Here is a 23,044-nt window from a genome sequence, read left to right as displayed (position 1 = left end):
AAAATAGCACAGGCTGCGGGCCTGTGCATAAAAGAAATATATTTTTAAAGGGGGTCAATTACTGTTTATATCATACCGTAACTTTATTGCACAATTGTTACAGGAGAATTAAAACAGAGTTACGTTTTTAAAAATAGCTATCAGACTTTCCTAAGATTAGCTTTTTTGTTTTAACCCTTCTTTAAGTTCTTCAATATAATGCTGGGCACTTTGGGCAGCAATACTGCCATCTCCAGTTGCTGTTACAATCTGGCGCAGTGTTTTTTCACGAATATCACCAGCTGCATAAATCCCCGGTACCTTTGTCTCCATCCTGTCATTGGTTTCAATATAGCCATTTTCATTGGTAATTCCAAGGTTCATGAATGGTTTGGATAGAGGGACCATTCCGATATAGATAAAGACACCGTCAGCCGGCAATACTTGTTCTTCGCCATTTTCAGTCGAAACCAGTGTCACACTGCCTACTTTGCCATCTTTTTCATTAATGGATTTGATCGTGTGATTCCAAATAAAATCAACTTTCTCATTGGCAAAAGCACGATCTTGCAGAATTTTTTGGGCACGGAGTTCATTACGGCGATGGACGATGGTTACTTTCGAAGCAAAGCGGGTTAAGTACACCCCCTCTTCAACAGCCGAGTCCCCTCCACCGATCACAAATAGTTCTTTTTGCTTAAAGAAAGCTCCATCACAAACCGCACAATAGGATACGCCGCGGCCGCCAAGTTCTTTTTCCCCTGGCACGCCAATTTTCTTATACTCTGCTCCCGTTGTGATGATGACAGCATATGCTTTATATTGTTTTGAGCCAGCGACAACGATTTTATAGTCGCCTTGATCAATGATTTCTTTGATATCGCCATAAGCGTACTCTGCACCAAATTTTTTGGCATGCTCGAACATCTTTGTAGATAAATCCGGACCTAAAATACTTTCAAAGCCTGGATAGTTTTCAACGTCCTCCGTATTGGCCATTTGTCCGCCCGGCATCCCGCGCTCAATCATGAGTGTGGATAGGTTTGCTCGTGATGTATAAACAGCCGCCGTCATCCCCGCAGGGCCAGCACCGGCAATAATAACGTCATAAATTTTTTCTTCAGACATGTTAAAACACTCCCTATATAAAAAAATACGATTAAGTATATTGTTCCCTTACTTAATCGTATATAACAAATGTTTTATCGTCCACCAATATGCTTAATTAAGGCTCTTTCGAAAACTTTGTTACTTTTGAATTAGGGCCATTTACTAAGATTACCAGCGATACTTCGTATTTACTTACGAAAAGATGCCACGAACAAATAGGAATACGGATTGATGAACCTATACGAAAAACAATTTATGCGAAAACAGCCTAATTCAAATAGTTATTGACTATTTTTACATATTTACCAATAGTTGCTGAGGAAATCCCATAGCGGTCAGCTACCTCTTGCTGAGAAATTTTTTCACTGCGAAGTTTGTGCCACACATACTCCACGGCTCCGGCCCAAGCACGTTTATTTTTCAATTGGAGGCTGTCTTTGGATACCTCGACAAACACAGAAAACCACATGAGATATAAACCAGCCTCAATCGTACCAATTGGTTGATGAGTTTCATAAAAAAGTTCGGCAACTTCTTGTGCATCCGCAGTCTTAGAAGGTTTTCCTGAACGAATCAACGAGATATATTCTTTTTCCAAGCGCGTAAATTTTTGATTTTGTAAGAGCCGCTTGGAGGTGATTATTTCTTCTTTTTTACTCGAAACGGTCGTAAGAAATAGAGCAAATAAGCGCTCTTCCACATAGTCGCTGTCCAATTTTTGAAAAATGGAACCAGAATGGTCTTCAAAACCGTTTGCTTGCCCAGTTTCTTTATTCCAAGGTTCGGAGCCTTCTTTATCAGGATTCAGTTCCAACACCTTTTTCCAGACGCTTTTTGCAAAATTCTCATTACCAGTGAAATAGGCAGAATGGGAAAGCCAATAGTAAAACGGGCCATCTCCATCAAAGCCGTACTTATATAATTTTTTCAGCCATAAATAAGCTAGGTCATATTCTCCTACTAAAGCAAACGTGGCCCCAAGCTTAAATTGCTGTTCACTTAGAAGCGGTTGAATTTTCTTCAACGTGTCAATCATTCCTGCAACATTTCTTGCCTGTCCCTGATAATAAGCAAATACAAGCCGGTTACATAAGGCATGCAGATTTCCTGGATTCCGTTCTAAAACGTCCGCTAAAATGGATTCCGCCTTTTGTGTCTTTCCTAAATAAAAATAGGCGAGTGCCAAGTTGTTATACGCAGACCAATACTCTGGATAGTCCTTTACGACATCTTTTAGCAGCTCAATTGCCTTTGGAAAATAACCTGACTCGAGCAGGTCACGAGCCTGTTCTTGTTTAACGATTAAGTCATCCTGCTGATATAGATCATCCTCAAGATCTTCCGACTCAAATGAAAGTACATCTAGTAATTCCTCTGTGTCATCGCAAAAGTCACCATCGGGGTCCAGCTGTAAATACAGTTTGGCGTGGTGATAAGCATCTTTAAAAAATCCCAAATGGGCGTAATTATTGGCCAAAAAATAATGGCATTCGACCATTTCTTGATCTAGTTCTTCAAGGATGAGGTGCAAGAGTCGGTTGGAATTTTCAAACTCGCCAAGTTCTGTTGACACAATCGCCAACTGGCATATTATCATCGGTTCACCCGGCTCAAGCTGCATCGCTCGCCCAAGATATTTTTTTGCTTTGATAAAATCACGTCGATGGAATGCCTTTAAACCCTTCGTGAAATAATATTCCCCCGTAGGAACAAATGTAAGTAATTTTCCCATATGCATTCTTGCTTTCGCGTCTTTACCCATGAAGTCCTCCACATTTTTAACATAACTAAGGTAGTATACCACACTAGGGAGTTGTTCGAGAAGGGCTAGTATAGGGGGATTTACGGTTTGATTTAGGGAGATATGGTCAAATGGTAATATTTTTACAAATTTTGTTGATTTAATCTAATTTTCGTAAAATTATCGGTGTGTTTTGTAAAATAACATCTTAGTTTTGTATAATTGTAGCCTGATTTGTATAATTAGCCTTCAATTTTGTATAATTCCCTTTTTAATGTAGTTCTAAATAAATAAAACCGGTCATTTACGACCGGTCCTTGTGTCTTTCTTCTAAAGTTTTGAGTACTTCTTTAAATGGAAGGCCTTGTTCAACCAGCAATACCTGCAAGTGGTAAAGCAAATCTGCAGCTTCCCAGCGGAGCTCCTCAGCATCACGGTTCTTGGCAGCGATGATCACCTCAGACGCTTCTTCCCCGATTTTTTTCAAAATCTTATCGACGCCTTTTTCAAATAGATAGGTTGTGTATGCCCCTTCTGGACGCTCACGTTCGCGGTCAACAATGACTTTTTCAAGTGATTGCAGGATCTGATAGTCTGCCAGACTAGATGTCCCCGTAAAGCCCCGTTCTGAAAAACAACTCACCGCACCGGTATGGCAGGCAGGACCTTTCGGATAAACAAGAACTAATAACGCATCTTGGTCGCAATCATAGTTCATGCTGACAACAGTCTGTGTATTACCGCTCGTTGCACCTTTATGCCATAATTCCTGACGGGAACGGCTGTAAAACCACGTTTCCCCCGTTTCAATCGTTTTGGCGAGCGATTCCTCATTCATATAAGCGAGTGTTAATACTTCTTTCGTCCCTGCATCTTGAATAATTGCGGGCACTAGCCCTTTTTCATCAAACCGGACATTCATCGAACCGTCACTCCTTTTTCCCGTAAATAGCTTTTTACTTCATGAACGGATGTCTCTTTATAGTGAAAAATAGACGCAGCTAGAGCAGCATCTGCTTTTCCAGCTAAGAATGCTTCTTCAAAATGTTCCGAATTTCCGGCCCCACCTGAGGCAATGACTGGAATGGTTACCGCTTCACTTACTGCCTTCGTCAGTTCAAGATCGAACCCATTTTTTTCGCCATCACTATCCATGCTCGTTAGTAAAATTTCCCCCGCACCCAACTGCGCCGCTTCTACTGCCCATTCAATCACCAGTTTGTCTGTAGGTGTTCTGCCGCCGTGCGTAAATACGCGCCACGTTCCAATTGCTTCATCGTATTTGGCATCAATTGCGACAACGATGCATTGTGAACCAAAGTAGCTGGCACCTTCCTTAATAAGGGCCGGATTAAGGACAGCTGCTGTATTCAGCGATACCTTATCTGCCCCAGCACGTAAGATTCTTTTCATATCCTCCAAAGCATTAATGCCCCCGCCAACGGTAAACGGAATCGCCAGCTCTGAAGCGACGGCTTTAACGACTTCAACCATTGTTTTCCGGCCTTCAACGGATGCAGAGATATCTAGAAAAACGAGTTCGTCGGCTCCCTGCTCATCATAAAAGCGCGCCAGTTCCACGGGATCTCCGGCATCGCGCAGTTGGACGAATTGTATCCCTTTTACTACCCGTCCGTCCTTTACATCGAGGCAGGGGATGATTCTTTTTGTTAATGTCATCGGGTGCCCACCTCTTTCAGGGCCTCTTTTAAAGTGAAGCGGTTTTCATAAAGGGCTTTTCCCACAATCGCTCCTTGAATCCCCTTAGAAGCAATTGCTCTTAGGTCGCCTAGACTGCTTACCCCGCCAGAGGCAATGACATTTTTCCCGGTCACTTCGGCCATTTCACAGACAGCGGCAATATTCGGACCAGCGAGAGTCCCATCAGTTGCAATATCGGTAAAAATAAACGTCTCCGCTCCAGCTTCTGCAAAGCGTTTTCCGAGGTCGAGGGCCTTCAGTTCGGAAGTATCCAGCCAGCCATGTGTGGCCACATAGCCGTTTTTCGCATCAATGCCGAGTGCAATTTTTCCGCCGTATTTTTTGATCATATCAATGGCGAATTCAGGGTTGGAAACAGCGATACTGCCAATGATGACACGGTTCACGCCATTTTCAAGATAGTGGAGGATATCCTCCTCTGAACGAATGCCGCCGCCAATCTGAATATTTACCTGTAACTTTTGCGCTGCTTCAATCACAAACAGGTCATTGACCCGTTTGCCATCCTTTGCCCCGTCAAGGTCCACCATGTGAATCCATTCGGAACCATCAGCGGCAAAACTCTTCGCCATATCAAATGGCGAGTCGCCGTAAATCGTTTCTTGGTCGTAGTCCCCTTGGAGAAGTCGGACGCACTTGCCACCGCGCATATCAATTGCTGGATAAATCGTTAAACTCATCGGATTGCCTTCCTTTCCTCCACCATTTGTAGAAAATTCGCTAAAAGGGACATGCCCAGCTTGCTGCTTTTTTCCGGATGAAATTGCATTCCATATATATTATCTCTGCCAACAACAGCAGATACCTGTTCGTGATAATTAGCCTTTGCCAGTAACACGTCTGAGTTTTCCGCATCCACATAATAGGAATGCACGAAATAGACATAATCCTCTTCGAGACCTTTTAACAGCGGCGATTCTTGAACAAATTCAAGCTTGTTCCAGCCCATGTGCGGAACTTTGTAGGTGTGTCCATCCGGTGTTTTCCCTGGAAAACGGCGAACACTGCCGGGTAACAATCCCAAACCTTCTGTCGGGCCATTTTCTTCACTATTTTCAAATAGCAGCTGCATCCCAAGGCAGATGCCAAGCAGCGGTTTACCCGTTGCCGCAAACTCCTTAATCGTCTCCACTGGCAAACGTTCCATCGCATCACGAAAAGAGCCCACACCAGGAAGAAGCAAGGCATCTGCAGCTAGCAGCTCACCCTTATCCGCAGAAATAAAATACTCCGCACCCAGCCGTTCCAATGCCTTGCTAACACTATACAGATTGCCCATTCCATAGTCAACAATGCCAATCATCCCTACCATTCCTTTCACAGTGCCTATTATAGTGCCTGACAACCATTGTTATATTCTTCACATGGTGCCTGACACCACTAATTTTCTTCTAGAGCATTCCCTTAGTTGATGGAACGCCTTTGATGCGTGGGTCGATGGTTGTGGCTTCGTCAAGGGCACGTCCCAGCGCTTTAAAGACGGCTTCGATCATATGGTGTGTATTTTTGCCGTAATGTACGATGACATGAAGATTCATCCGTGCCTCGAGTGCAAGTTTCCATAAGAATTCATGAACGAGTTCGGTATCAAATGTACCCACCTTTTGTCCGGGGAACTCTGCACGCATTTCAAGATGCGGACGATTACTAAGGTCCACGACCACCTGTGCCAGCGCTTCATCCATCGGTACAAATGCGTTTCCGTAGCGCTTAATACCACGTTTGTCACCTAATGCTTCACGCAGCGCCTGTCCAAGACAAATTCCGATATCCTCTGTGGTATGGTGATCGTCCACTTCAGTATCCCCATTTGCATTCACTGTCAGATTGAATTGTCCATGTTTGGTGAATAAATCAAGCATATGGGTCATGAACGGTACACCTGTTTCTAAATTCGACTGACCGTCTCCATCCACATCTAACGTTAATTGAATTTGTGTTTCATTCGTGTTCCGTTCAATACTTGCGATTCTTTCCATGAAAGGGACCCCCTATATATTGTCAATACGATAATTTTCCGTCATTTTTTAAGCGGTATTCAACTGCCCGTGCGTGGGCCTCGAGCCCTTCCTTACGAGCAAACTCCGCAATTTTAGCACCATTTTCTTCTATCGCTTTTTGGCTATAGATAATCACGCTTGATTTCTTTTGAAAATCGTCCACATTCAACGGACTCGAAAAACGTGCCGTTCCATTTGTAGGAAGAACGTGATTAGGACCCGCAAAGTAGTCACCAACCGGCTCAGAGCTATAACGGCCGATAAAGATCGCACCTGCGTGTCGAATTTTTCCAAGCAGTTCAATCGCATTTTCAGTGATGATCTCTAAATGTTCTGGCGCTAATTGATTGACGGTGTCAATCGCTTCCTCGATGGTTTCCGTTAGGTAAATGGCACCATAATCTGCAATCGAACGGGCGGCGATGTCTTTTCGCGGCAGTTGTTCTAGTTGCTTTTCGACTTCTACGGCAACCGCTTCGGCCAGGACACTCGATGGTGTAACGAGAACACTGCAGGCGCGTGGATCGTGCTCAGCCTGTGATAATAGGTCGGCCGCAACCTCATCTGGTCTTGCCGTTTCATCTGCCAAAATCGCAATCTCGCTTGGACCGGCAATCATATCAATGTCAACATCCCCATAAACTTCTCGTTTTGCTAATGCAACATAAATATTTCCGGGACCAGTAATTTTATCGACAGAGTGAATCGATTCGGTTCCATAGGCAAGTGCCGCAATCGCTTGGGCCCCTCCCACCTTATAAATTTCTTCAACGCCTGCTTCCTTCGCCGCAACAAGGACGGCAGCGGGTAATTGACCTTGGTCATCCGGTGGTGATACCATCACAATCCGTTTCACACCGGCTACTTTCGCCGGAAGTACGTTCATCAGAACGGAGGATGGGTAGGCGGCGGTTCCGCCTGGCACATATACCCCGACTGAATCGAGCGGAGTGATTTTTTGACCTAGGACGGTTCCATTTTCCTCGGTCGTCATCCATGAAGGCCGCAGCTGTTTTTCATGGAAAGTGCGAATATTGTCAGCTGCTTCCCTAACAATCGCTATAAAACGCTCATCTATCTGCTCGTAAGCAGCCTCTATTTCTTTTTCAGTGACGGAAAAGAGGGCTAAGTTAACGCGGTCGAATTTCTCTGTATATTCCCGTAATGCTTCATCGCCGCGAGTACGAATCGCTGCAATTATCTCTTTTACCACCTCTACCTGTCTGGAGGTACCTGACTCAATCGATCGCTTAATCGAGACGAGGTCATTTACTTTTACTATTTTCATTTTTCATTAACCTCCATCGAGACAACTTTACTAAGCCGGGTGACCAGTTCATCAATCTTCGTATCCTTGATGCGGTAGCTGACAGGATTAACGATGAGTCGTGAAGTGACATCGACAATCCGCTCATACTCAACAAGACCATTTTCTCTCATCGTCCGGCCCGTGGAAACAATATCGACGATACGGTCCGATAAGCCGATAATCGGAGCAAGTTCGATCGAACCGTTTAATTTAATAATTTCAACCTGTTCTCCCTGTTCACGAAAATAGGCTTCCGCCACATTCGGATATTTCGTTGCAACTCTAGGGGCTACATCATTCATCTTGGTCCCAGGAAGACCAGCTACCGCTAAATAACAAGCGCTGATTCGTAAGTCGAGGAGCTCGTAAACATCACGTTCCTCCTCTAGCAAGACATCCTTGCCGGCAATGCCAATGTCGGCAACACCATGCTCCACATAGGTAGGAACATCTGTCGGCTTTGCTAAAATAAACCGAAGACCCTCGTTTTCAACCTCAATAATTAACTTTCGTGAATCATCAAATTCCGGCGGAAGTTGATAACCGGCTTTCCTGAGCAGGTCAGCCGCTTCTTCAAAAATCCGCCCCTTTGGCATGGCAATTGTTAGTATATTATTCATCGGCACGCCCTCCGAGTAAGTAGGTAGTATCCGCAAATTTCTTTGTATACGCATCGATATTTTTGACGCCGTTGATATCCTGAAGCGCGGTCCGCTTTCCTTCCTCATGCAGCTTTTCAGCTAGTTGAAAGGCTTCCTTGCGGCGCTCCTGGCTGAAAATAATACAGGTTACAGCATTTTCCACTTCGTCGTTTCCTAGCGCCTCTAGAAGCCGATCGAGATGCACCGCGAACCCAGTGGCACTTGCTTTTTTTCCAAACTTCTCTAATAAGCTGTACCGTCCGCCATTTCCGATTGGAAAGCCGACATTCCCTGCATATACTTCAAATAAAATCCCTGAATAGTAGCTCATATGACTGACGATTGTAAAATCAAACTTCACCTCATCCTCAACACCATAGTCGTTAAGGCATTCCCATAATTCCTTAAGCTGTAAAAGAGCCAGCTTTCCTTGCTCATTTTCAATCAAATCAAATGCCTTGCCGATGACTTCAATCCCTCCCCTTAAATCAAGGAATTGAAGAAGTCTTTGTTTATCAATCGATGATAGTGATAAAGAGTTCACATTCTCACGGTAGCCAACATAATTTTTTTCATATAAAAATCTTCTTAAAGAATCAGCTCGCTCATCGGTTCCAAGGATTTGTAAAAATAATTCTTGGGCAAAGCCAATATGTCCGATCGATACTTGGAACTCAGACAGTCCTGTTTTTTTCAATGAAGAAATGAGCATGGCAATGGCCTCACCATCGCACGAAACCGTTTCGTCATTTAAGCATTCCACGCCGATTTGTTCAAATTCAGCTGGCCGGCCTCCTTCACGCTGCTGTGCACGGAAAACATTGGCAGAGTAGGCTAACCGAAGCGGCATATCGTCTTGTAAAAGTTTCGAGGCTGCTACTCTGGCGATTGGCGCGGTCATGTCAGGCCTTAGTACCAATGTATGTCCTTGTTTATCAAGCAATCGAAACAGCTGGGCATCTTGAATGGCCGATGCCGATCCGACTGTTTCGTAATATTCAAGTGTGGGTGTTTCAATAAATTGGCACCCCCATAATTTGATGGTGTCTTCCATTAAAGTGCGGACACGGTGTTTTTTCTCATATAACTCCGGAAGCGTGTCTCTCATGCCCAGAGGCTTTTCAAACATAAACAAGCGACTCATCAAGCTCATCCTTTATAGTTAGATTACTTTATTATTAAGTTTAAATTTTTCAAATCCTTTAGTCTGCTAATGTGATAATGAATTAAAGTAATTTTAGTTTACCCCTAGTGATAGTATTCGTCAATGAAAAACTTTTGAGATGGCTTTCCTTCAAATTTAAGGGGATTGTGCCTAACTCGGGATGGATTCACCAAACCACCACGGGGTGGGTTCCGCCAGATTAAGATGGAATTCCGCCAAACTGTGGGAAGATTCCGCCAAATCTCTGCGTATATCCGCCAACAACGTTAGGAATTCCGCCAAGTTTCTGAATTTTTCCGCGAAACGACAATTTTAATAGTTAGTTTACTATAAAAAAAGCCTGGTTGCGAAAACCAGACTTAAAAAATTTCAATATTTTATTTTTTACGACCATAAATGGAATCATCGGCCCAGCGCTCAGCCAATTCTTCTTTTGTATATATGACCCGCATTGGATTGCCCCCAACGAACGCCCCTGGAGGAACATCCTTATGGACAAGAGTCCCAGCAGAGACGATGGCCCCATCCCCGATTGTAACCCCTGGAAGGATGGTAGAGTTTGCACCAATCATCACTTCACTGCCAATCACAACAGGACCGAGCCTGTATTCTTTTATTAAATATTCGTGGGCAAGGATGGTCGTGTTATATCCAATCACCGTATTGCGGCCAACACTGATTTTTTCTGGAAACATCACATCCAGCATGACCATTAATGCGAAGGAGGTTTGGTCGCCAACCTTAAGCCCCAAGAACACCCGATACAGCCAATTTTTCAACCCCAAAAATGGCGTGTAGCGGGCCAATTGAATCACTATAAAATTTTTGACAACCTTCCAAAAAGGCACGGTCTTGTAGACATGCCATAAAGAATTCGCTCCTTCAACTGGGTAGCGGGTCGTATTCCTCATTTTCTCACTCTCCGAGGATAGTTAATAAATCAGCCATATTCTCAAGAATATAATCTGGTTCATATTTTGCAATATAGTCTCTTCCTTTAATTGACCAGGCACAACCGGCTGTTACCGTCCCTGCATTCTTGCCTGCTAAAATATCGTGGTAATTATCGCCGACCATCATCGTCTCTTCAGGAGTGGAGTCCAGTTGTTCCAACGCCTTAAAAATTGGCTCAGGATCTGGCTTTGTCTTGCTGACATGATCATAGGTCACAACTACTTCAAAAAATGCCTCAAGGTTCATGAGGCGTAGACCCTTCAGAGTCACATCATGACGTTTGGTAGTGACAACACCAAGCTTATAGCCCTTTTCTTTTAAGGTCTGTACGGTTTCAATGACCCCAACAAATTCCCGTACCAATTTATCATGGTTGGCAATGTTAAAGGTTCGATATTCTAAAATCAGTTCCTCAACAAGATCAGGGTCGATGCTGCCAAACGCTTCGTGCAGCGTCGGTCCGAGAAACGGCAGGACATCCTCACGCTTGTACTTGCTTGGAAAATACTTTTCTAGCGTATGCAAATAGGTTGTAATAATTAATTCATTTGTATCAATTAATGTCCCATCTAAATCAAAAAGAATGGTCGTTATTTTATTAGACATAGGTAGCTTCCTTTCATAATGAGCCCCGAGTGTTTCCAAATGGGTCAGGAAAAATTTTAGGTGTAGAATGAGCGAAAGGGCTATTGCACCAAGACCCTCTTAATAAACCTGACAATTAACTGTTTTCTTGATCTAAATAACGCCTGTCTGTCAGCTGTTTAGTCCGACGATAGAGCAGAATCATCAGTGCAGCCACCACTAATGCAATTGAAATGGTTTGCGCCATCCGAAGGCTGCCAAGCATTAAACTATCGGTTCGTAAGCCTTCGATGAAAAAGCGTCCTACTGAATACCAAATCACATACGTAAGGAACAATTCCCCACGGCGGAAATTAACCCGGCGAAGGAAAAGTAATAGGAAAAAGCCAGCAAAGTCCCAGAGCGATTCATAAAGGAACGTTGGATGATAATACGCTCCATTAATATACATTTGATTGATGATAAATTCTGGCAAATGTAAGTTTTCTAGGAAAGCTCTTGTTACTTCCCCACCATGCGCTTCCTGGTTCATGAAATTTCCCCACCGGCCAATCGCTTGCCCAAGAATAATACTCGGGGCCGCAATGTCAGCAATTTTCCAGAAAGAGAGTCCACGCTTTTTGGCAAATACATAGGTGGTGAGGACGGAGCCAATCAGGGCGCCATGGATTGCAATGCCGCCATTCCATATTTGCGGGATATCCGCGGGATGATTGACATAATATTTCCATTCAAAAATCACGTAATAAATCCGGGCAGAAATAATCGCAATCGGGATTGCCCATAGCATTAAATCTGCAAAGGTGTCTTTCTCTAATCCTCTTCGATTCCCTTCCCTTATAGCAAGGTACAAGGCAAGGGCCAGACCTGAGCCAATAATTATTCCATACCAATGCACAGAGATCGGTCCAAGTGTAAAGGCGATTGGATTCAGCGGTTGTATCGTTTCGTTCATCTCTCTATCTCCTCTTCCTTTTAAATCTCGTCATGATCCCCGTCTTCAATGACATCAGACAGGCGTTCCGTAAATTGCTGGGCTGCATTTACACCCATTCGTTTCAGACGGAAATTCATAGATGCTACTTCTATAATAACAGCGAGATTTCGTCCTGGACGAACGGGGATGGTCAGTTTTGGTACATCCGTGTCAATGATTCTCATTGTTTCTTCATCTAAACCAAGACGGTCATATTGTTTTTTCGAGTCCCAAATTTCTAAATTCATAACAAGGGTAATGCGTTTATTACTGCGAACTGCCCCAGCTCCGAACAAGGTCATTACATTGATAATCCCTAAGCCGCGAATTTCAAGTAAATGCTCGATTAAATCCGGAGAAGTTCCGACTAATGTATCCTGATCTTCCTGGCGAATTTCAACGCAATCGTCTGCCACGAGCCTGTGGCCGCGCTTGACCAATTCCAAAGCAGTTTCACTTTTACCGACACCACTTTTTCCGGTAATCAACACCCCGATACCATACACGTCCACCAATACGCCATGGACAGCAGTCGTTGGTGCGAGCTTACTTTCTAGGTAATTCGTAAGGCGGCTGGAAAAACGTGTTGTCTTCATGCCCACTCGTAGAACTGGGACTGATTCCCGTTCGGAAGCTTCAATCAACTCAATGGGTACCTCGATATCCCGAGTGACAATGATTGCTGGAGTGATATCGGTGCATAAACGGTCCATTCTAGATGCTCGTTCAGCATCGGACAGCATTTCAAAAAAAGAGAGTTCTGTTTTACCTAATAACTGAATTCGTTCCGCTGGGTAAAATTCAAAATATCCGGCCATTTCAATTCCAGGACGTGAGATATCACTCATGGTGATGGGACGGTTAATTCCCTCTTCACCACTAACTAATTCAAGATTAAATTTCTCGACTATATCTTTGGTACGTACTTTTGGCAAGGAAATATCCTCCTTAACTAGAAAAGCGTGAGGCGCCTGCTTATCGGCGACAAGCATAAGACGAGCCGGCAGGAAGGTTGACCTTTAACCTTCATGACGGATTGGCTGTAGACCATCGAGCCGATGGCGCCTGGAGCTAGACAGTAATAAAATTTAAAAACATAGTTTAATTCCATTTCCACTTATTTTAGCATTTTTTAATGAATAACCATACTTTCATGTCTAAAAAATTAGATAGGCTGCACGTGGGTGTTTTTACCAACAAAAAAGGGTGTACACTCTTTTAAGTGAACACCCTTCCTTAAAAATATTAATCTTTTGATTTCCGTGATGGCTGGAGCAGTGTTTTTTGAATAATCAAGTTTACGAGCGACATCAGAATGGCAAAGAAGATGGCCATCCCAAAACCAGAAATCTCAAAGGCTTCGCCCATCAAATAATCTGTTAGCTCTAGTGTAATCGCATTTATTACTAATAGGAACAGCCCCAACGTTAACACTGTCACTGGCAAAGTGAACAGAATCAGGAGCGGGCGTACCAAAAGATTTAAGATGGACAATAAAATGCTTGCCTGAAGTGCGGCCATGAATCCTGTTAGTTGAAAACTTTCGTGAAAATAACCCGCTAGTGCCATAAACAACACCGCATTAATCAAACATCCAATCAGCCATCTCATTTTCGGCATCTCCTAGTTAATTTTCTTGTGATTTATGAATTGCAACGGATCCCGTTTTGGTGTCTACATAAATCTTCATCATTTTATCAGGATGATTAATGGATTTAAAGCGAAGCGATTTTTGAATCATTTCACTTTTCTCCTCAAGCACTTGAACACCCACGAGTTCCACATTAAATCCGCCAAGATTTGTTTTCAATTCCCCATTTACTGGCAGGCCATCTGGGATGAAGAGGTCGATCCCACCAGTTGTCGCTTTGACTTGGATCGACTCCGTTCGCTTTCCGCTGAGATGATAGCTGATATTCCCATTAAAAGACTGGGTTTCAACCCGTTTGAAATCACCATCGAGTTTAATTGCCCCGTTAATAGTCTCTGCCTCGAGATCATCAATCACACTGTTAGTTATATTAATTTTTCCATTTGCCGTTTCAACCTCTGCTTTTTTTCCATAAACACGGTCAAGATTTATTTTCCCATTCGCCGTTTTTACTCTTAGGTCATCGACATTCATTTCTTCTCCGGTGACAGCCCCGTTAAATATTCTGATCCGCATCCGATCATATTGAGCTTTCGGCACATAAATGGTTGAATCTACTTTCATCCATTTTTGCTGCGTCATAAAACGTAATTTTTGTTGATCAACTGAAAAAATAGTATCTCTTAAAAAGTTCTGTCTTGCTTGGTCCGAGTTTTCAACCCGAAATACCTTTGCTTGGCACTCAATCCTTACATCCGATTGCTCCCATGCGGCAATTTTAACGGAACCATTCGCCACGTCAATATCGACCTCTTTCAGGTCTACATCACCTTGGTGGAAAATATGGGAGATCTCGACGGAATGACCAAAGTTCAAATCAAAATCAAAATCTTTGATTTTTTTCAATGCTGAATCGACAAAATCAAAAATCTTCTCCTTTGTCGTTTGGAATTTCGCCTGGAAAGGATCTTCCTTCTTGGCCTCTTCAAAATTTACTGCTGTGGAGAGCTCATGAACAATCTCCGCTTGCTTCTCTTCCATCGTTTGTTTTGCCTTTTCTAATTCATCCAGCAATGTGACAGCTTCGTCGACGGTTAACTTTCCTTCTTCCACCATTTTTAAAATCCGCTTTTTTTCCTCTTTCATCATTACTCACCTCAGAATCATAAATTTGTCTCATTCAAGCTTATTCAGAAATTAATACCTTTACGCCTTTGATTATGTTCCAAATGACAACAATACACCACGTGAGCAATAATAGGACCAGACTTATAATCGTACTTACAGAGATTCTATCGGGCATTGTAAAAATATCATTTAAAATTGTAAAAACCATTAATGCTGTAGGGATTAATGGAATTAAATGTGATAGTAGTGATTTTTTTGCATGTGCTTTTGTCACTTCATCGCCCGAAACAAAATAGACGATTAGTGGAAATAGAAAGCCTGCGAAAAAAATACTAAAATAGCACAAACTTGACAAAACTTTTCTTGCCTCCATTTCTGCGCTCAACTCCTTTATTCCCTTATTTACGAAAAACGAATCTAGAAAGTTTCGTATTTTTGATAAATAAAAATGCACTCCGTTGGTCACTGCCGTAAATACCCACATGTAATACGGAATCCGCCATTTGGAGCCGGAATTCCGCCAACATGAAACGGAATTCCGCCAATCTTAGATTTTATTCCGTCAAACTCTGAATTTATTCCGCCGTTTCACCCAATTATTCCGCCAATCACCACAATCAACGGAGTTACGAATCTAAAGACTCCATAAAAAAAGAGCCGAAATTCTCATGAATTTCAGCTCTTCCATACTTCTTATGCTTTTATGGCACTCTTATCTTCAATTTGCTTTTTCATCCGGAGTCGATCACGATCAAGGATTGGCTTTAAGTATTTTCCTGTGTAGGATTCAGGGACTTCCGCCACTTTTTCTGGTGTTCCGGTTGCGACGATTGTTCCGCCTTTGTCGCCGCCTTCAGGGCCTAGATCAACAAGATAATCAGCTGCCTTTATGACATCAAGGTTATGCTCAATCACCAGAACCGTGTCGCCATTTTCAACTAAGCGCTGCAACACAACAAGCAAACGCGAAATATCGTCTACATGAAGACCTGTTGTTGGCTCATCTAGTATATAGAAAGATTTCCCTTGTGAACGGCGGTGCAGTTCCGAAGCAAGTTTGACACGTTGGGCTTCCCCTCCAGATAGAGTTGTTGCCGGCTGGCCAAGTGTGATATAACCAAGACCGACATCGAGGATGGTTTGCAGCTTGCGGCTGATTTTTGGTATGTTTTCGAAAAATTCAACAGCGGCTTCCACAGTCATATCCAGAATGTCAGAAATGTTTTTACCTTTATACTTTACTTCAAGGGTTTCACGGTTATAGCGCTTGCCATGACAAATTTCGCATGGCACATATACATCCGGTAAGAAGTGCATTTCAATTTTAATAATCCCATCGCCACGGCATGCCTCACAGCGTCCGCCTTTCACATTAAAGCTGAAGCGTCCCTTTTTATAACCGCGGACCTTCGCCTCGTTTGTGTTCGCAAACACATCACGAACGTCATCGAAAACCCCTGTATACGTAGCGGGATTCGAACGCGGTGTTCTGCCAATTGGCGATTGATCGATATCGATGACTTTCTCTAAATAATCGATACCTTTAATACTCTTATGTTCACCGGGCTTAGTTTTTGCATGATGAAGCTTTTGTGCCAAGGATTTATGTAGGATTTCGTTAATAAGGGTACTTTTCCCTGATCCAGACACACCCGTAATAGCAATAAACATCCCAAGCGGCAGCTTCACATTGACATTTTTTAAATTGTTTTCCGTTGCTCCTTTAATTTCAATAAAGCGGCCATCCGGTTTACGCCGTTCAAGCGGCAGAGGGATAAACTTTTTCCCGGATAAGTATTGGCCTGTTAAAGAATTGGGGTCAGCCATCACTTCTGCAGGTGTTCCTGCTGAAACAACCTCCCCGCCATGAACCCCAGCACCCGGACCAATATCAATCAAGTAATCGGCAGCAATCATGGTATCTTCATCATGCTCGACGACAATTAAGGTGTTGCCGATATCACGCATGTTTTGCAGCGTCCCAATTAAGCGGTCATTATCGCGCTGATGTAACCCAATGGACGGTTCATCCAAAATATAGAGAACACCGGTTAACCGCGAACCGATTTGCGTGGCTAAGCGGATCCGTTGGGCCTCACCACCGGAAAGGGTGCCAGCCGTCCGGCTCAGTGTTAAATAATCGAGACCGACATTAATTAAAAAGCCAAGCCTTTCACTAATTTCACGGAAAATTAATTTGGCAATTTGCATCTCTTTTTCAGACAGGTTTAATTCTGCAAAAAATTGATGCGCTTCTTCAATCGAAAGGTCGGTGACATGGGCAATATGGCGGCCATTAATTAACACGGCCAAGGTTTCTTTTTTTAACCGATAGCCTTTACAGGTTGGACATGGCTTCTGACCCATATATTTTTCCATTTGCTCACGGATGTAATCCGAACTTGTCTCTTTGTAACGGCGCTCGACATTGCGGATGACGCCTTCAAATTCAATATTGCCCTCACGAACCTGACCAAAATCATTTTCATAGCGGAAATAGATTTTTTCACGGCCCCCACCATAGAGTACTTTTTCCAACAAGTGTTCAGGGATATCCTTGACTGGTATATTCATATCGACGCCGAAATGATCACATACTGCCTCAAGGAGTTGTGGGTAGTACTGTGAGCTTGTTGGTTCCCACGGGGCTATTGCGTGCTCCTTTAGTGTCAGATTGCGATTTGGGATGACAAGGTCAACATCAACCTCAAGCTTAGAACCAAGACCGTCACATTCTGGGCAAGCGCCAAAAGGACTGTTGAAAGAAAACATCCGTGGTTCCAGTTCTCCAATTGAAAAACCACATTGCGGACAGGCATGATTTTCACTGAACAGCAACTCCTCCTGGCCAATTACATCAACAATGACCTTCCCTTCGCCTAGCTTTAAGGCTGTCTCGAGGGAATCGGCAATCCTTGCTGCAACCCCTTCCTTGACGACAATCCGGTCAATAATTACTTCAATGGAATGCTTTTTATTTTTTTCCAACTCAATCTCATCACCAAGGTCGAGCATTTCCCCGTCCACACGGACACGGACAAATCCTTGTTTTTTAATATCTTCAAGCACCTTCACGTGTGTTCCCTTCCGGCCTGATACCACCGGGGCAAGGATTTGCATTTTTGTCCGCTCTGGAAATTCCAAAATCCGGTCGACCATCTGCTCAATCGTTTGTGAGGAGATTTCAATTCCATGAATCGGACAGGTTGGATGCCCAACCCTTGCAAATAATAAACGTAAATAATCATAAATCTCTGTCACCGTACCAACCGTCGAACGGGGGTTACGGCTTGTTGTTTTTTGATCGATGGAGATGGCCGGGGAAAGACCCTCAATGGCATCAACATCCGGTTTATCCATCTGGCCAAGGAATTGCCGTGCGTAGGCAGAAAGGGATTCAACATAACGTCTTTGTCCCTCGGCATAAATCGTATCAAAGGCGAGCGACGACTTTCCAGACCCGGAAAGTCCCGTTAAGACAACAAGCTTATCTCTCGGAATGGTGACATCTATATTTTTCAAATTGTGGGCTCTGGCGCCTTTCACAATCAGTTTTTCCATTGCCATTGTTCCGTCATCCTTCCGCTTTTAGTTCCAAAATTAAATCACGAAGTTCGGCCGCACGTTCGAAATTTAGCGCTTTGGCTTCGACCTTCATTTCTTTTTCCATTGTTGCAATCAGTTTTTCTTTATCCTTCTTCGACATTTTACTGAAGGATGCAGTTGGCTTATACGCTTCCTGCTCTTCAGCTGCATGGGTGGCACGGATGATGTCGCGGATATCCTTTTGAATCGTCATTGGTGTGATGCCATGCTTGCGATTATACTCTTCCTGGATGGAACGACGGCGTTTCGTTTCACTTATCGCTAATTCCATTGAATTCGTAATTTTGTCTGCATACATGATGACATGTCCTTGGGCATTCCGGGCGGCACGCCCGATCGTTTGGATTAACGATCGTTCAGAACGGAGGAAGCCTTCTTTATCTGCATCAAGGATTGCAATCAGCGAAACCTCTGGGATATCAAGCCCTTCCCGTAGCAGGTTAATTCCGATAAGAACGTCATATTTTCCTAGGCGAAGTTCACGAATAATTTCGATTCGTTCGAGCGTCTTAACCTCTGAATGCAAATATTGAACTTTAATGCCGATTTCCTTCAGATAATCTGTTAAGTCCTCAGACATTTTTTTCGTCAGCGTAGTCACAAGCACCCGTTCATTTTTCCTAACCCGTTCGTGAATTTCACCAATCAAGTCATCAATTTGCCCTTCAATTGGACGGACTTCAATGGTTGGATCCAAGAGTCCTGTGGGGCGGATAATCTGCGAAACCATTTCTGGTGTATGCTCGAGTTCATAGGGACCAGGTGTGGCCGAAACATAGATGATATTGTGAATATGCTTTTCAAACTCATCAAACATTAATGGCCGGTTATCAAGCGCTGATGGCAGACGAAAGCCATGATCGACAAGCACCTGTTTCCGTGCTTTATCCCCATTGAACATTCCTCTTACTTGTGGCAAGGTTACATGCGACTCGTCAATTACCATCAAAAAGTCCTCTGGAAAATAATCAAGCAGTGTATAAGGCGTTGACCCAGCTTCTCTTAATGTTAAATGGCGTGAGTAATTTTCAATTCCTGAGCAAAATCCCATTTCACGCATCATTTCAAGATCATAGCGAGTCCGTTGTTCTAGCCTTTGTGCTTGGAGCAATTTATCGTCCGCTCGTAATTCTTCTAAGCGTTCTTCTAGTTCCTTTTCAATATTCGCAATTGCTATTCTCAGCTTTTCTTCCCTTGTTACGAAGTGGGAGGCTGGAAAAATTGCCACATGTTCTCGTTCGCCAATGATCTCTCCTGTGAGCGCATCGACCTCACGGATCCGATCAATTTCATCGCCAAAAAACTCGACACGAAGACAATGCTCATCTCGAGAAACAGGGAAAATCTCAACAACATCTCCACGGACCCGGAAAGTTCCCCGTTTGAAATCAATATCATTCCGGTCATATTGGATATCGACTAAACGGCGCAGCAGCTGATTGCGCTCTACTTCCATTCCTGTTCTAAGGGATAACACCATTTCCCGATATTCTTCAGGAGAACCCAAACCATAAATACAGGAAACCGAAGCAATAACAATCACATCTTTGCGTTCGAATAACGAAGAAGTCGCAGAGTGACGCAATTTATCTATCTCATCGTTGATACTTGAATCTTTTTCAATGAAGGTATCTGTCTGTGGAACGTAAGCTTCCGGCTGAAAGTAATCATAGTAACTGACAAAATACTCAACGGCATTGTTTGGAAAAAATTCTTTGAACTCACTGTAGAGTTGACCTGCTAGGGTCTTGTTGTGTGCAATGACAAGCGTTGGTTTATTTACTTCTTTAATCACATTGGAAATCGTAAATGTTTTACCCGTACCTGTGGCACCAAGCAGTGTCTGTTGTTTTTTATTGTTCCTAATCCCCTCAACTAATTGTCTAATCGCCTCAGGCTGATCCCCTTGGGGCGAGTACTTTGACACTAATTCAAATTGATCTTTCACGATTTTTCCCTCCCGTAAAATCAATCACTTTTCAGCATATGTACTTCAATAATAGACCGGGATGGTTGCTGGAAAGTGTATCCTCTAAAATTCATATTAACATTCTACCACATTCCCCTAAAAACAAACCAATAATATGCGAACGAATATTCGACTTTAGCGAAATAAAACAAAAAAGCCTGCCATTTTTCTGACAGACTCACATAATTGTTTCATTGTCTAGGTCTTCTTCAATACCCTTTGCTTCATTTTATCAGCAATCCAAAAACCTGCAGTTAACGAGAAAGCATCGACCACAATAACCATAAAAGAGTTGGTATATCCTTTATATACGGACGTGGCAATCAGGGCTACAGTTAAGATAAGCCCGATGACTCGGTTGTATGTAACCCGTGTAAAAAGCAAGACGAGCAGCCCTGGAAGAATAAGTGCTGACATATATCGAATTACGGTTTCCAATAAGTACACCTCATTCAATTAATTTCTGTTAATTTATTCTAAAAATTAATTCACCAAATTGCAACAAAAATAATAGAAAAATTGCCTATCATATGTCTCACCTTATTTGTCCGCCCTAACACTCATAATCCCTTCCTTGGGTTGAGTAACTGCACTTACTAGCACAAATCCTAAGAAGGAAAGGATAATGGGCATGACTACTGTATGTAAACCAAATGGATTCGGATAAAATTGATCCAATAAAATATAGGAACCCAGCCCTAAAATCATTGAAGTGATAGCACCATACTTATTCCCCTTACTCCAGTACAATCCTAAAATAACCGGCCAGATAAAGACGGACTCTAATCCCCCAAATGAGAACAGGTTCAGCCATACGATTAAATCTGGTGGACTCAAGGAAAGAAGAATCACTACAATCCCAATCACCGCAGTCACTGTAAAACTAACCTTTTTGATATGGTCGTTCTCTGCATCCGGCTTGATGTAATTTAAATATACATCCTTGACCAATGCTGAACTGACTAAAATTAATAAGGCATCTACTGTCGACATGATCGCTGCCATCGGTGCAGCGAGAACAATGCCCGCGGCATAGGGAGGGAGTACTTTCATTGATAAGAGCGGCATTACAGTATCCCCAATTTTCACACCTGGGAGTACAGGTCTTGCAAATACACCAATAAGGTGCATACCCAGCATAATAAACCCAACCACAATTGTACCTATGATGATTGCATTATGCATCGCCTTGGAATTTTTATAAGACATTGCTCGGACTGCAATTTGCGGCAGACCAACGACACCAATTCCTACTAAAATCCAAAAAGAAGATACAAATGCGGGCGTTAAACTACGATCGGCACCGAAGGGACTGATTAAGTTAGGATTTTCTGCTGCTAAATCTGAAATAATTTTTGGGACTCCTCCACCCGCTTTAATGGTAGCGATTAATAGGATTAAGGTCCCCCCAAACATTACCACCCCTTGAATCGTATCTGTGATTGCAACCGCACGAAAGCCGCCGACAATCACAAAGATAAGGACGGAAAAGGCAAAGATTAATAGTGCTGTTGTATAGGGCAGGCCTGTTAAACTTTCTACTAAACGCGCTCCCCCAATCCATTGCGCGGTCATGGACGAAAACAGAAAAATAATGATACTTGCAGCTGAGATTAATACGACTGCTTTACTTTTATATCGCTCTTTTAAAAAGTCAATTAGGGTAATAGCCTTATACTGACGGGAAATGATCGCAAATTTCTTCCCTAGCACCATTAAGGTGAAATAACCGGTGGCTAACTGGGCCGCGGCAAGCAGGACCCATCCCAACCCTTGGGTATATGCGATCCCGGGTCCGCCGATAAAGCTGCTGGCACTGCCATACGTTGCCACCATTGTCATGGCAAGAATAAACCCGCCCATTTGACGCTCCCCTAAAAAATACTCCTCTAAGAAAGAATGAGATTTAATGACGAATTTGTTTGACCACATGCCCACAGCAAAAATAATGACTAAGAAAATCAAGAGAGGAGTAATGACCGCCCAATTCACTTGCGCTCACCCTCTTCCTCTTCAAACGGAACATCTTTGAATAAAAACTTTACCGTAAAAATAACAAGAATAATTATGACAATCGATCCTAAAATACAGCTGTAAAAGAACCAAGCGGGTAAACCTAATATGTAGGTGTAATGATCTACTTTGGCAGATCCGAGCCCATAGGCAAAGCCGTACCACCAAATAAAATTAATCAAAACAAGGATAATGCCAATCACGGCTTCTCTATGCGCAATTTTGAACCGCTTGTCCCGCGGATAATGACTATTCTTCATTGTACTCCTCCTAGGTGCAAACTCACTCCAACATATTCATGTTATTTTTAACCATTCAAGAAAAAATAACCAATTTAATCCTAGCGGAAAAAGAAAAAACGCGCAAAGAAAAAACCTATCCTCTTCACGGATAGGTTTAGTGATTATGGTGTCAGGCACCAAAGAAAGACACATTTAGGGATTCGTCCGCCTCTGGTGGCCACTATATCTCCCACTACTATCGTCCTCCCAAAACAGACAAGTGTCCACGAATGGTGTCAGGCACCAACAACCGCTCCAATAACTACTCCAACAG

Annotated in this window: 22 protein-coding genes; all 22 read right to left on the bottom strand. The window is 43.1% G+C overall.

The window, feature by feature from the left end:
* Window positions 1–156 precede the first annotated feature (156 nt).
* Window positions 157–1,107 carry a thioredoxin-disulfide reductase gene (gene trxB, locus KW850_RS11100; protein WP_218347638.1) on the bottom strand — a complete coding sequence of 317 codons (951 nt, stop codon included), beginning with the start codon at window positions 1,105–1,107 and terminating at the stop codon, window positions 157–159.
* Between the two features lie 250 nt (window positions 1,108–1,357).
* Window positions 1,358–2,851: a tetratricopeptide repeat protein gene (locus tag KW850_RS11095; RefSeq protein ID WP_218347637.1), complete on the bottom strand. Its 1,494-nt coding sequence runs from the start codon at window positions 2,849–2,851 to the stop codon at window positions 1,358–1,360.
* Window positions 2,852–3,134: 283 nt separating this feature from the next.
* Window positions 3,135–3,752, bottom strand: coding sequence for a bifunctional phosphoribosyl-AMP cyclohydrolase/phosphoribosyl-ATP diphosphatase HisIE (gene hisIE, locus KW850_RS11090; protein ID WP_218347636.1), 618 nt, complete (start codon window positions 3,750–3,752; stop codon window positions 3,135–3,137).
* Entirely contained in the window at window positions 3,749–4,510 is a 762-nt protein-coding gene (hisF, locus tag KW850_RS11085; protein ID WP_218347635.1) for an imidazole glycerol phosphate synthase subunit HisF, read from the bottom strand. The genes hisIE and hisF overlap by 4 nt, the downstream gene beginning before the upstream one ends.
* Window positions 4,507–5,232 carry a 1-(5-phosphoribosyl)-5-[(5-phosphoribosylamino)methylideneamino]imidazole-4-carboxamide isomerase gene (gene hisA / locus KW850_RS11080; RefSeq protein ID WP_218347634.1) on the bottom strand — a complete coding sequence of 242 codons (726 nt, stop codon included), beginning with the start codon at window positions 5,230–5,232 and terminating at the stop codon, window positions 4,507–4,509. The genes hisF and hisA overlap by 4 nt, the downstream gene beginning before the upstream one ends.
* Window positions 5,229–5,855: an imidazole glycerol phosphate synthase subunit HisH gene (gene hisH / locus KW850_RS11075; protein ID WP_218347633.1), complete on the bottom strand. Its 627-nt coding sequence runs from the start codon at window positions 5,853–5,855 to the stop codon at window positions 5,229–5,231. Before hisH ends, hisA begins: the two co-directional genes overlap by 4 nt.
* A gap of 88 nt (window positions 5,856–5,943) precedes the next feature.
* A complete protein-coding gene (gene hisB / locus KW850_RS11070; protein WP_218347632.1) occupies window positions 5,944–6,531 on the bottom strand; it encodes an imidazoleglycerol-phosphate dehydratase HisB in 588 nt (195 codons plus the stop codon).
* A gap of 22 nt (window positions 6,532–6,553) precedes the next feature.
* The gene (gene hisD / locus KW850_RS11065) at window positions 6,554–7,840 is read right to left on the bottom strand and encodes a histidinol dehydrogenase (RefSeq protein WP_218347631.1); all 1,287 of its coding nucleotides are present in this window, start codon (window positions 7,838–7,840) and stop codon (window positions 6,554–6,556) included.
* The gene (hisG, locus tag KW850_RS11060) at window positions 7,837–8,481 is read right to left on the bottom strand and encodes an ATP phosphoribosyltransferase (protein ID WP_218347630.1); all 645 of its coding nucleotides are present in this window, start codon (window positions 8,479–8,481) and stop codon (window positions 7,837–7,839) included. The genes hisD and hisG overlap by 4 nt, the downstream gene beginning before the upstream one ends.
* Window positions 8,474–9,646 (bottom strand): ATP phosphoribosyltransferase regulatory subunit, encoded by a 1,173-nt coding sequence (locus KW850_RS11055; RefSeq protein ID WP_218347629.1) that lies wholly within the window; start codon window positions 9,644–9,646, stop codon window positions 8,474–8,476. Before KW850_RS11055 ends, hisG begins: the two co-directional genes overlap by 8 nt.
* A gap of 398 nt (window positions 9,647–10,044) precedes the next feature.
* Window positions 10,045–10,578, bottom strand: coding sequence for an acyltransferase (locus tag KW850_RS11050; protein ID WP_218347628.1), 534 nt, complete (start codon window positions 10,576–10,578; stop codon window positions 10,045–10,047).
* A gap of 4 nt (window positions 10,579–10,582) precedes the next feature.
* Window positions 10,583–11,227, bottom strand: coding sequence for a pyrophosphatase PpaX (ppaX, locus tag KW850_RS11045; RefSeq protein WP_218347627.1), 645 nt, complete (start codon window positions 11,225–11,227; stop codon window positions 10,583–10,585).
* A gap of 115 nt (window positions 11,228–11,342) precedes the next feature.
* On the bottom strand, window positions 11,343–12,161 hold the full coding sequence (lgt, locus tag KW850_RS11040; protein WP_218347626.1) for a prolipoprotein diacylglyceryl transferase: 819 nt from the start codon (window positions 12,159–12,161) through the stop codon (window positions 11,343–11,345).
* Between the two features lie 20 nt (window positions 12,162–12,181).
* A complete protein-coding gene (gene hprK / locus KW850_RS11035) occupies window positions 12,182–13,117 on the bottom strand; it encodes an HPr(Ser) kinase/phosphatase (RefSeq protein WP_218347625.1) in 936 nt (311 codons plus the stop codon).
* Between the two features lie 310 nt (window positions 13,118–13,427).
* Window positions 13,428–13,793 (bottom strand): phage holin family protein, encoded by a 366-nt coding sequence (locus KW850_RS11030; RefSeq protein ID WP_218347624.1) that lies wholly within the window; start codon window positions 13,791–13,793, stop codon window positions 13,428–13,430.
* A gap of 16 nt (window positions 13,794–13,809) precedes the next feature.
* Complete coding sequence (locus KW850_RS11025) at window positions 13,810–14,919, bottom strand: DUF4097 family beta strand repeat-containing protein (RefSeq protein WP_218347623.1); 1,110 nt, start codon at window positions 14,917–14,919, stop codon at window positions 13,810–13,812.
* A 40-nt stretch (window positions 14,920–14,959) separates the two neighbouring features.
* Window positions 14,960–15,274 (bottom strand): magnetosome magnetite crystal formation protein family, encoded by a 315-nt coding sequence (locus KW850_RS11020; protein WP_218347622.1) that lies wholly within the window; start codon window positions 15,272–15,274, stop codon window positions 14,960–14,962.
* A gap of 320 nt (window positions 15,275–15,594) precedes the next feature.
* The gene (gene uvrA / locus KW850_RS11015) at window positions 15,595–18,468 is read right to left on the bottom strand and encodes an excinuclease ABC subunit UvrA (protein WP_218347621.1); all 2,874 of its coding nucleotides are present in this window, start codon (window positions 18,466–18,468) and stop codon (window positions 15,595–15,597) included.
* Between the two features lie 7 nt (window positions 18,469–18,475).
* Window positions 18,476–20,455 carry an excinuclease ABC subunit UvrB gene (uvrB, locus tag KW850_RS11010; RefSeq protein ID WP_218347620.1) on the bottom strand — a complete coding sequence of 660 codons (1,980 nt, stop codon included), beginning with the start codon at window positions 20,453–20,455 and terminating at the stop codon, window positions 18,476–18,478.
* 219 nt (window positions 20,456–20,674) lie between these two features.
* Window positions 20,675–20,893, bottom strand: a complete 219-nt coding sequence (locus KW850_RS11005; protein WP_218347720.1) for a DUF2198 family protein — start codon at window positions 20,891–20,893, stop codon at window positions 20,675–20,677.
* A 123-nt stretch (window positions 20,894–21,016) separates the two neighbouring features.
* Window positions 21,017–22,468, bottom strand: a complete 1,452-nt coding sequence (panF, locus tag KW850_RS11000) for a sodium/pantothenate symporter (protein WP_218347619.1) — start codon at window positions 22,466–22,468, stop codon at window positions 21,017–21,019.
* Window positions 22,465–22,749 carry a YhdT family protein gene (locus KW850_RS10995; RefSeq protein WP_218347618.1) on the bottom strand — a complete coding sequence of 95 codons (285 nt, stop codon included), beginning with the start codon at window positions 22,747–22,749 and terminating at the stop codon, window positions 22,465–22,467. Before KW850_RS10995 ends, panF begins: the two co-directional genes overlap by 4 nt.
* Window positions 22,750–23,044: the final 295 nt, after the last annotated feature.

Source organism: Bacillus sp. sid0103 (assembly GCF_019219025.1).
Note: the sequence above shows the minus strand (reverse complement) of the source record. Positions and strands in the feature narration are given on the sequence as shown.

Coding starts and splice junctions, on each gene's coding strand:
- uvrA (WP_218347621.1), bottom strand. CDS start 18,468: ATGGCAATGGAAAAACTGATTGTGAAAGGCGCCAGAGCCCACAATTTG.
- KW850_RS11020 (WP_218347622.1), bottom strand. CDS start 15,274: ATGGAGGCAAGAAAAGTTTTGTCAAGTTTGTGCTATTTTAGTATTTTT.
- KW850_RS10995 (WP_218347618.1), bottom strand. CDS start 22,749: ATGAAGAATAGTCATTATCCGCGGGACAAGCGGTTCAAAATTGCGCAT.
- hisG (WP_218347630.1), bottom strand. CDS start 8,481: ATGAATAATATACTAACAATTGCCATGCCAAAGGGGCGGATTTTTGAA.
- KW850_RS11095 (WP_218347637.1), bottom strand. CDS start 2,851: ATGGGTAAAGACGCGAAAGCAAGAATGCATATGGGAAAATTACTTACA.
- KW850_RS11030 (WP_218347624.1), bottom strand. CDS start 13,793: ATGAGATGGCTGATTGGATGTTTGATTAATGCGGTGTTGTTTATGGCA.
- KW850_RS11025 (WP_218347623.1), bottom strand. CDS start 14,919: ATGAAAGAGGAAAAAAAGCGGATTTTAAAAATGGTGGAAGAAGGAAAG.
- hisB (WP_218347632.1), bottom strand. CDS start 6,531: ATGGAAAGAATCGCAAGTATTGAACGGAACACGAATGAAACACAAATT.
- KW850_RS11005 (WP_218347720.1), bottom strand. CDS start 20,893: ATGTCAGCACTTATTCTTCCAGGGCTGCTCGTCTTGCTTTTTACACGG.
- ppaX (WP_218347627.1), bottom strand. CDS start 11,227: ATGTCTAATAAAATAACGACCATTCTTTTTGATTTAGATGGGACATTA.
- hisH (WP_218347633.1), bottom strand. CDS start 5,855: ATGATTGGCATTGTTGACTATGGAATGGGCAATCTGTATAGTGTTAGC.
- hisIE (WP_218347636.1), bottom strand. CDS start 3,752: ATGAATGTCCGGTTTGATGAAAAAGGGCTAGTGCCCGCAATTATTCAA.
- KW850_RS11055 (WP_218347629.1), bottom strand. CDS start 9,646: ATGAGTCGCTTGTTTATGTTTGAAAAGCCTCTGGGCATGAGAGACACG.
- hisF (WP_218347635.1), bottom strand. CDS start 4,510: ATGACATTAACAAAAAGAATCATCCCCTGCCTCGATGTAAAGGACGGA.
- hisD (WP_218347631.1), bottom strand. CDS start 7,840: ATGAAAATAGTAAAAGTAAATGACCTCGTCTCGATTAAGCGATCGATT.
- hisA (WP_218347634.1), bottom strand. CDS start 5,232: ATGAGTTTAACGATTTATCCAGCAATTGATATGCGCGGTGGCAAGTGC.
- trxB (WP_218347638.1), bottom strand. CDS start 1,107: ATGTCTGAAGAAAAAATTTATGACGTTATTATTGCCGGTGCTGGCCCT.
- lgt (WP_218347626.1), bottom strand. CDS start 12,161: ATGAACGAAACGATACAACCGCTGAATCCAATCGCCTTTACACTTGGA.
- KW850_RS11050 (WP_218347628.1), bottom strand. CDS start 10,578: ATGAGGAATACGACCCGCTACCCAGTTGAAGGAGCGAATTCTTTATGG.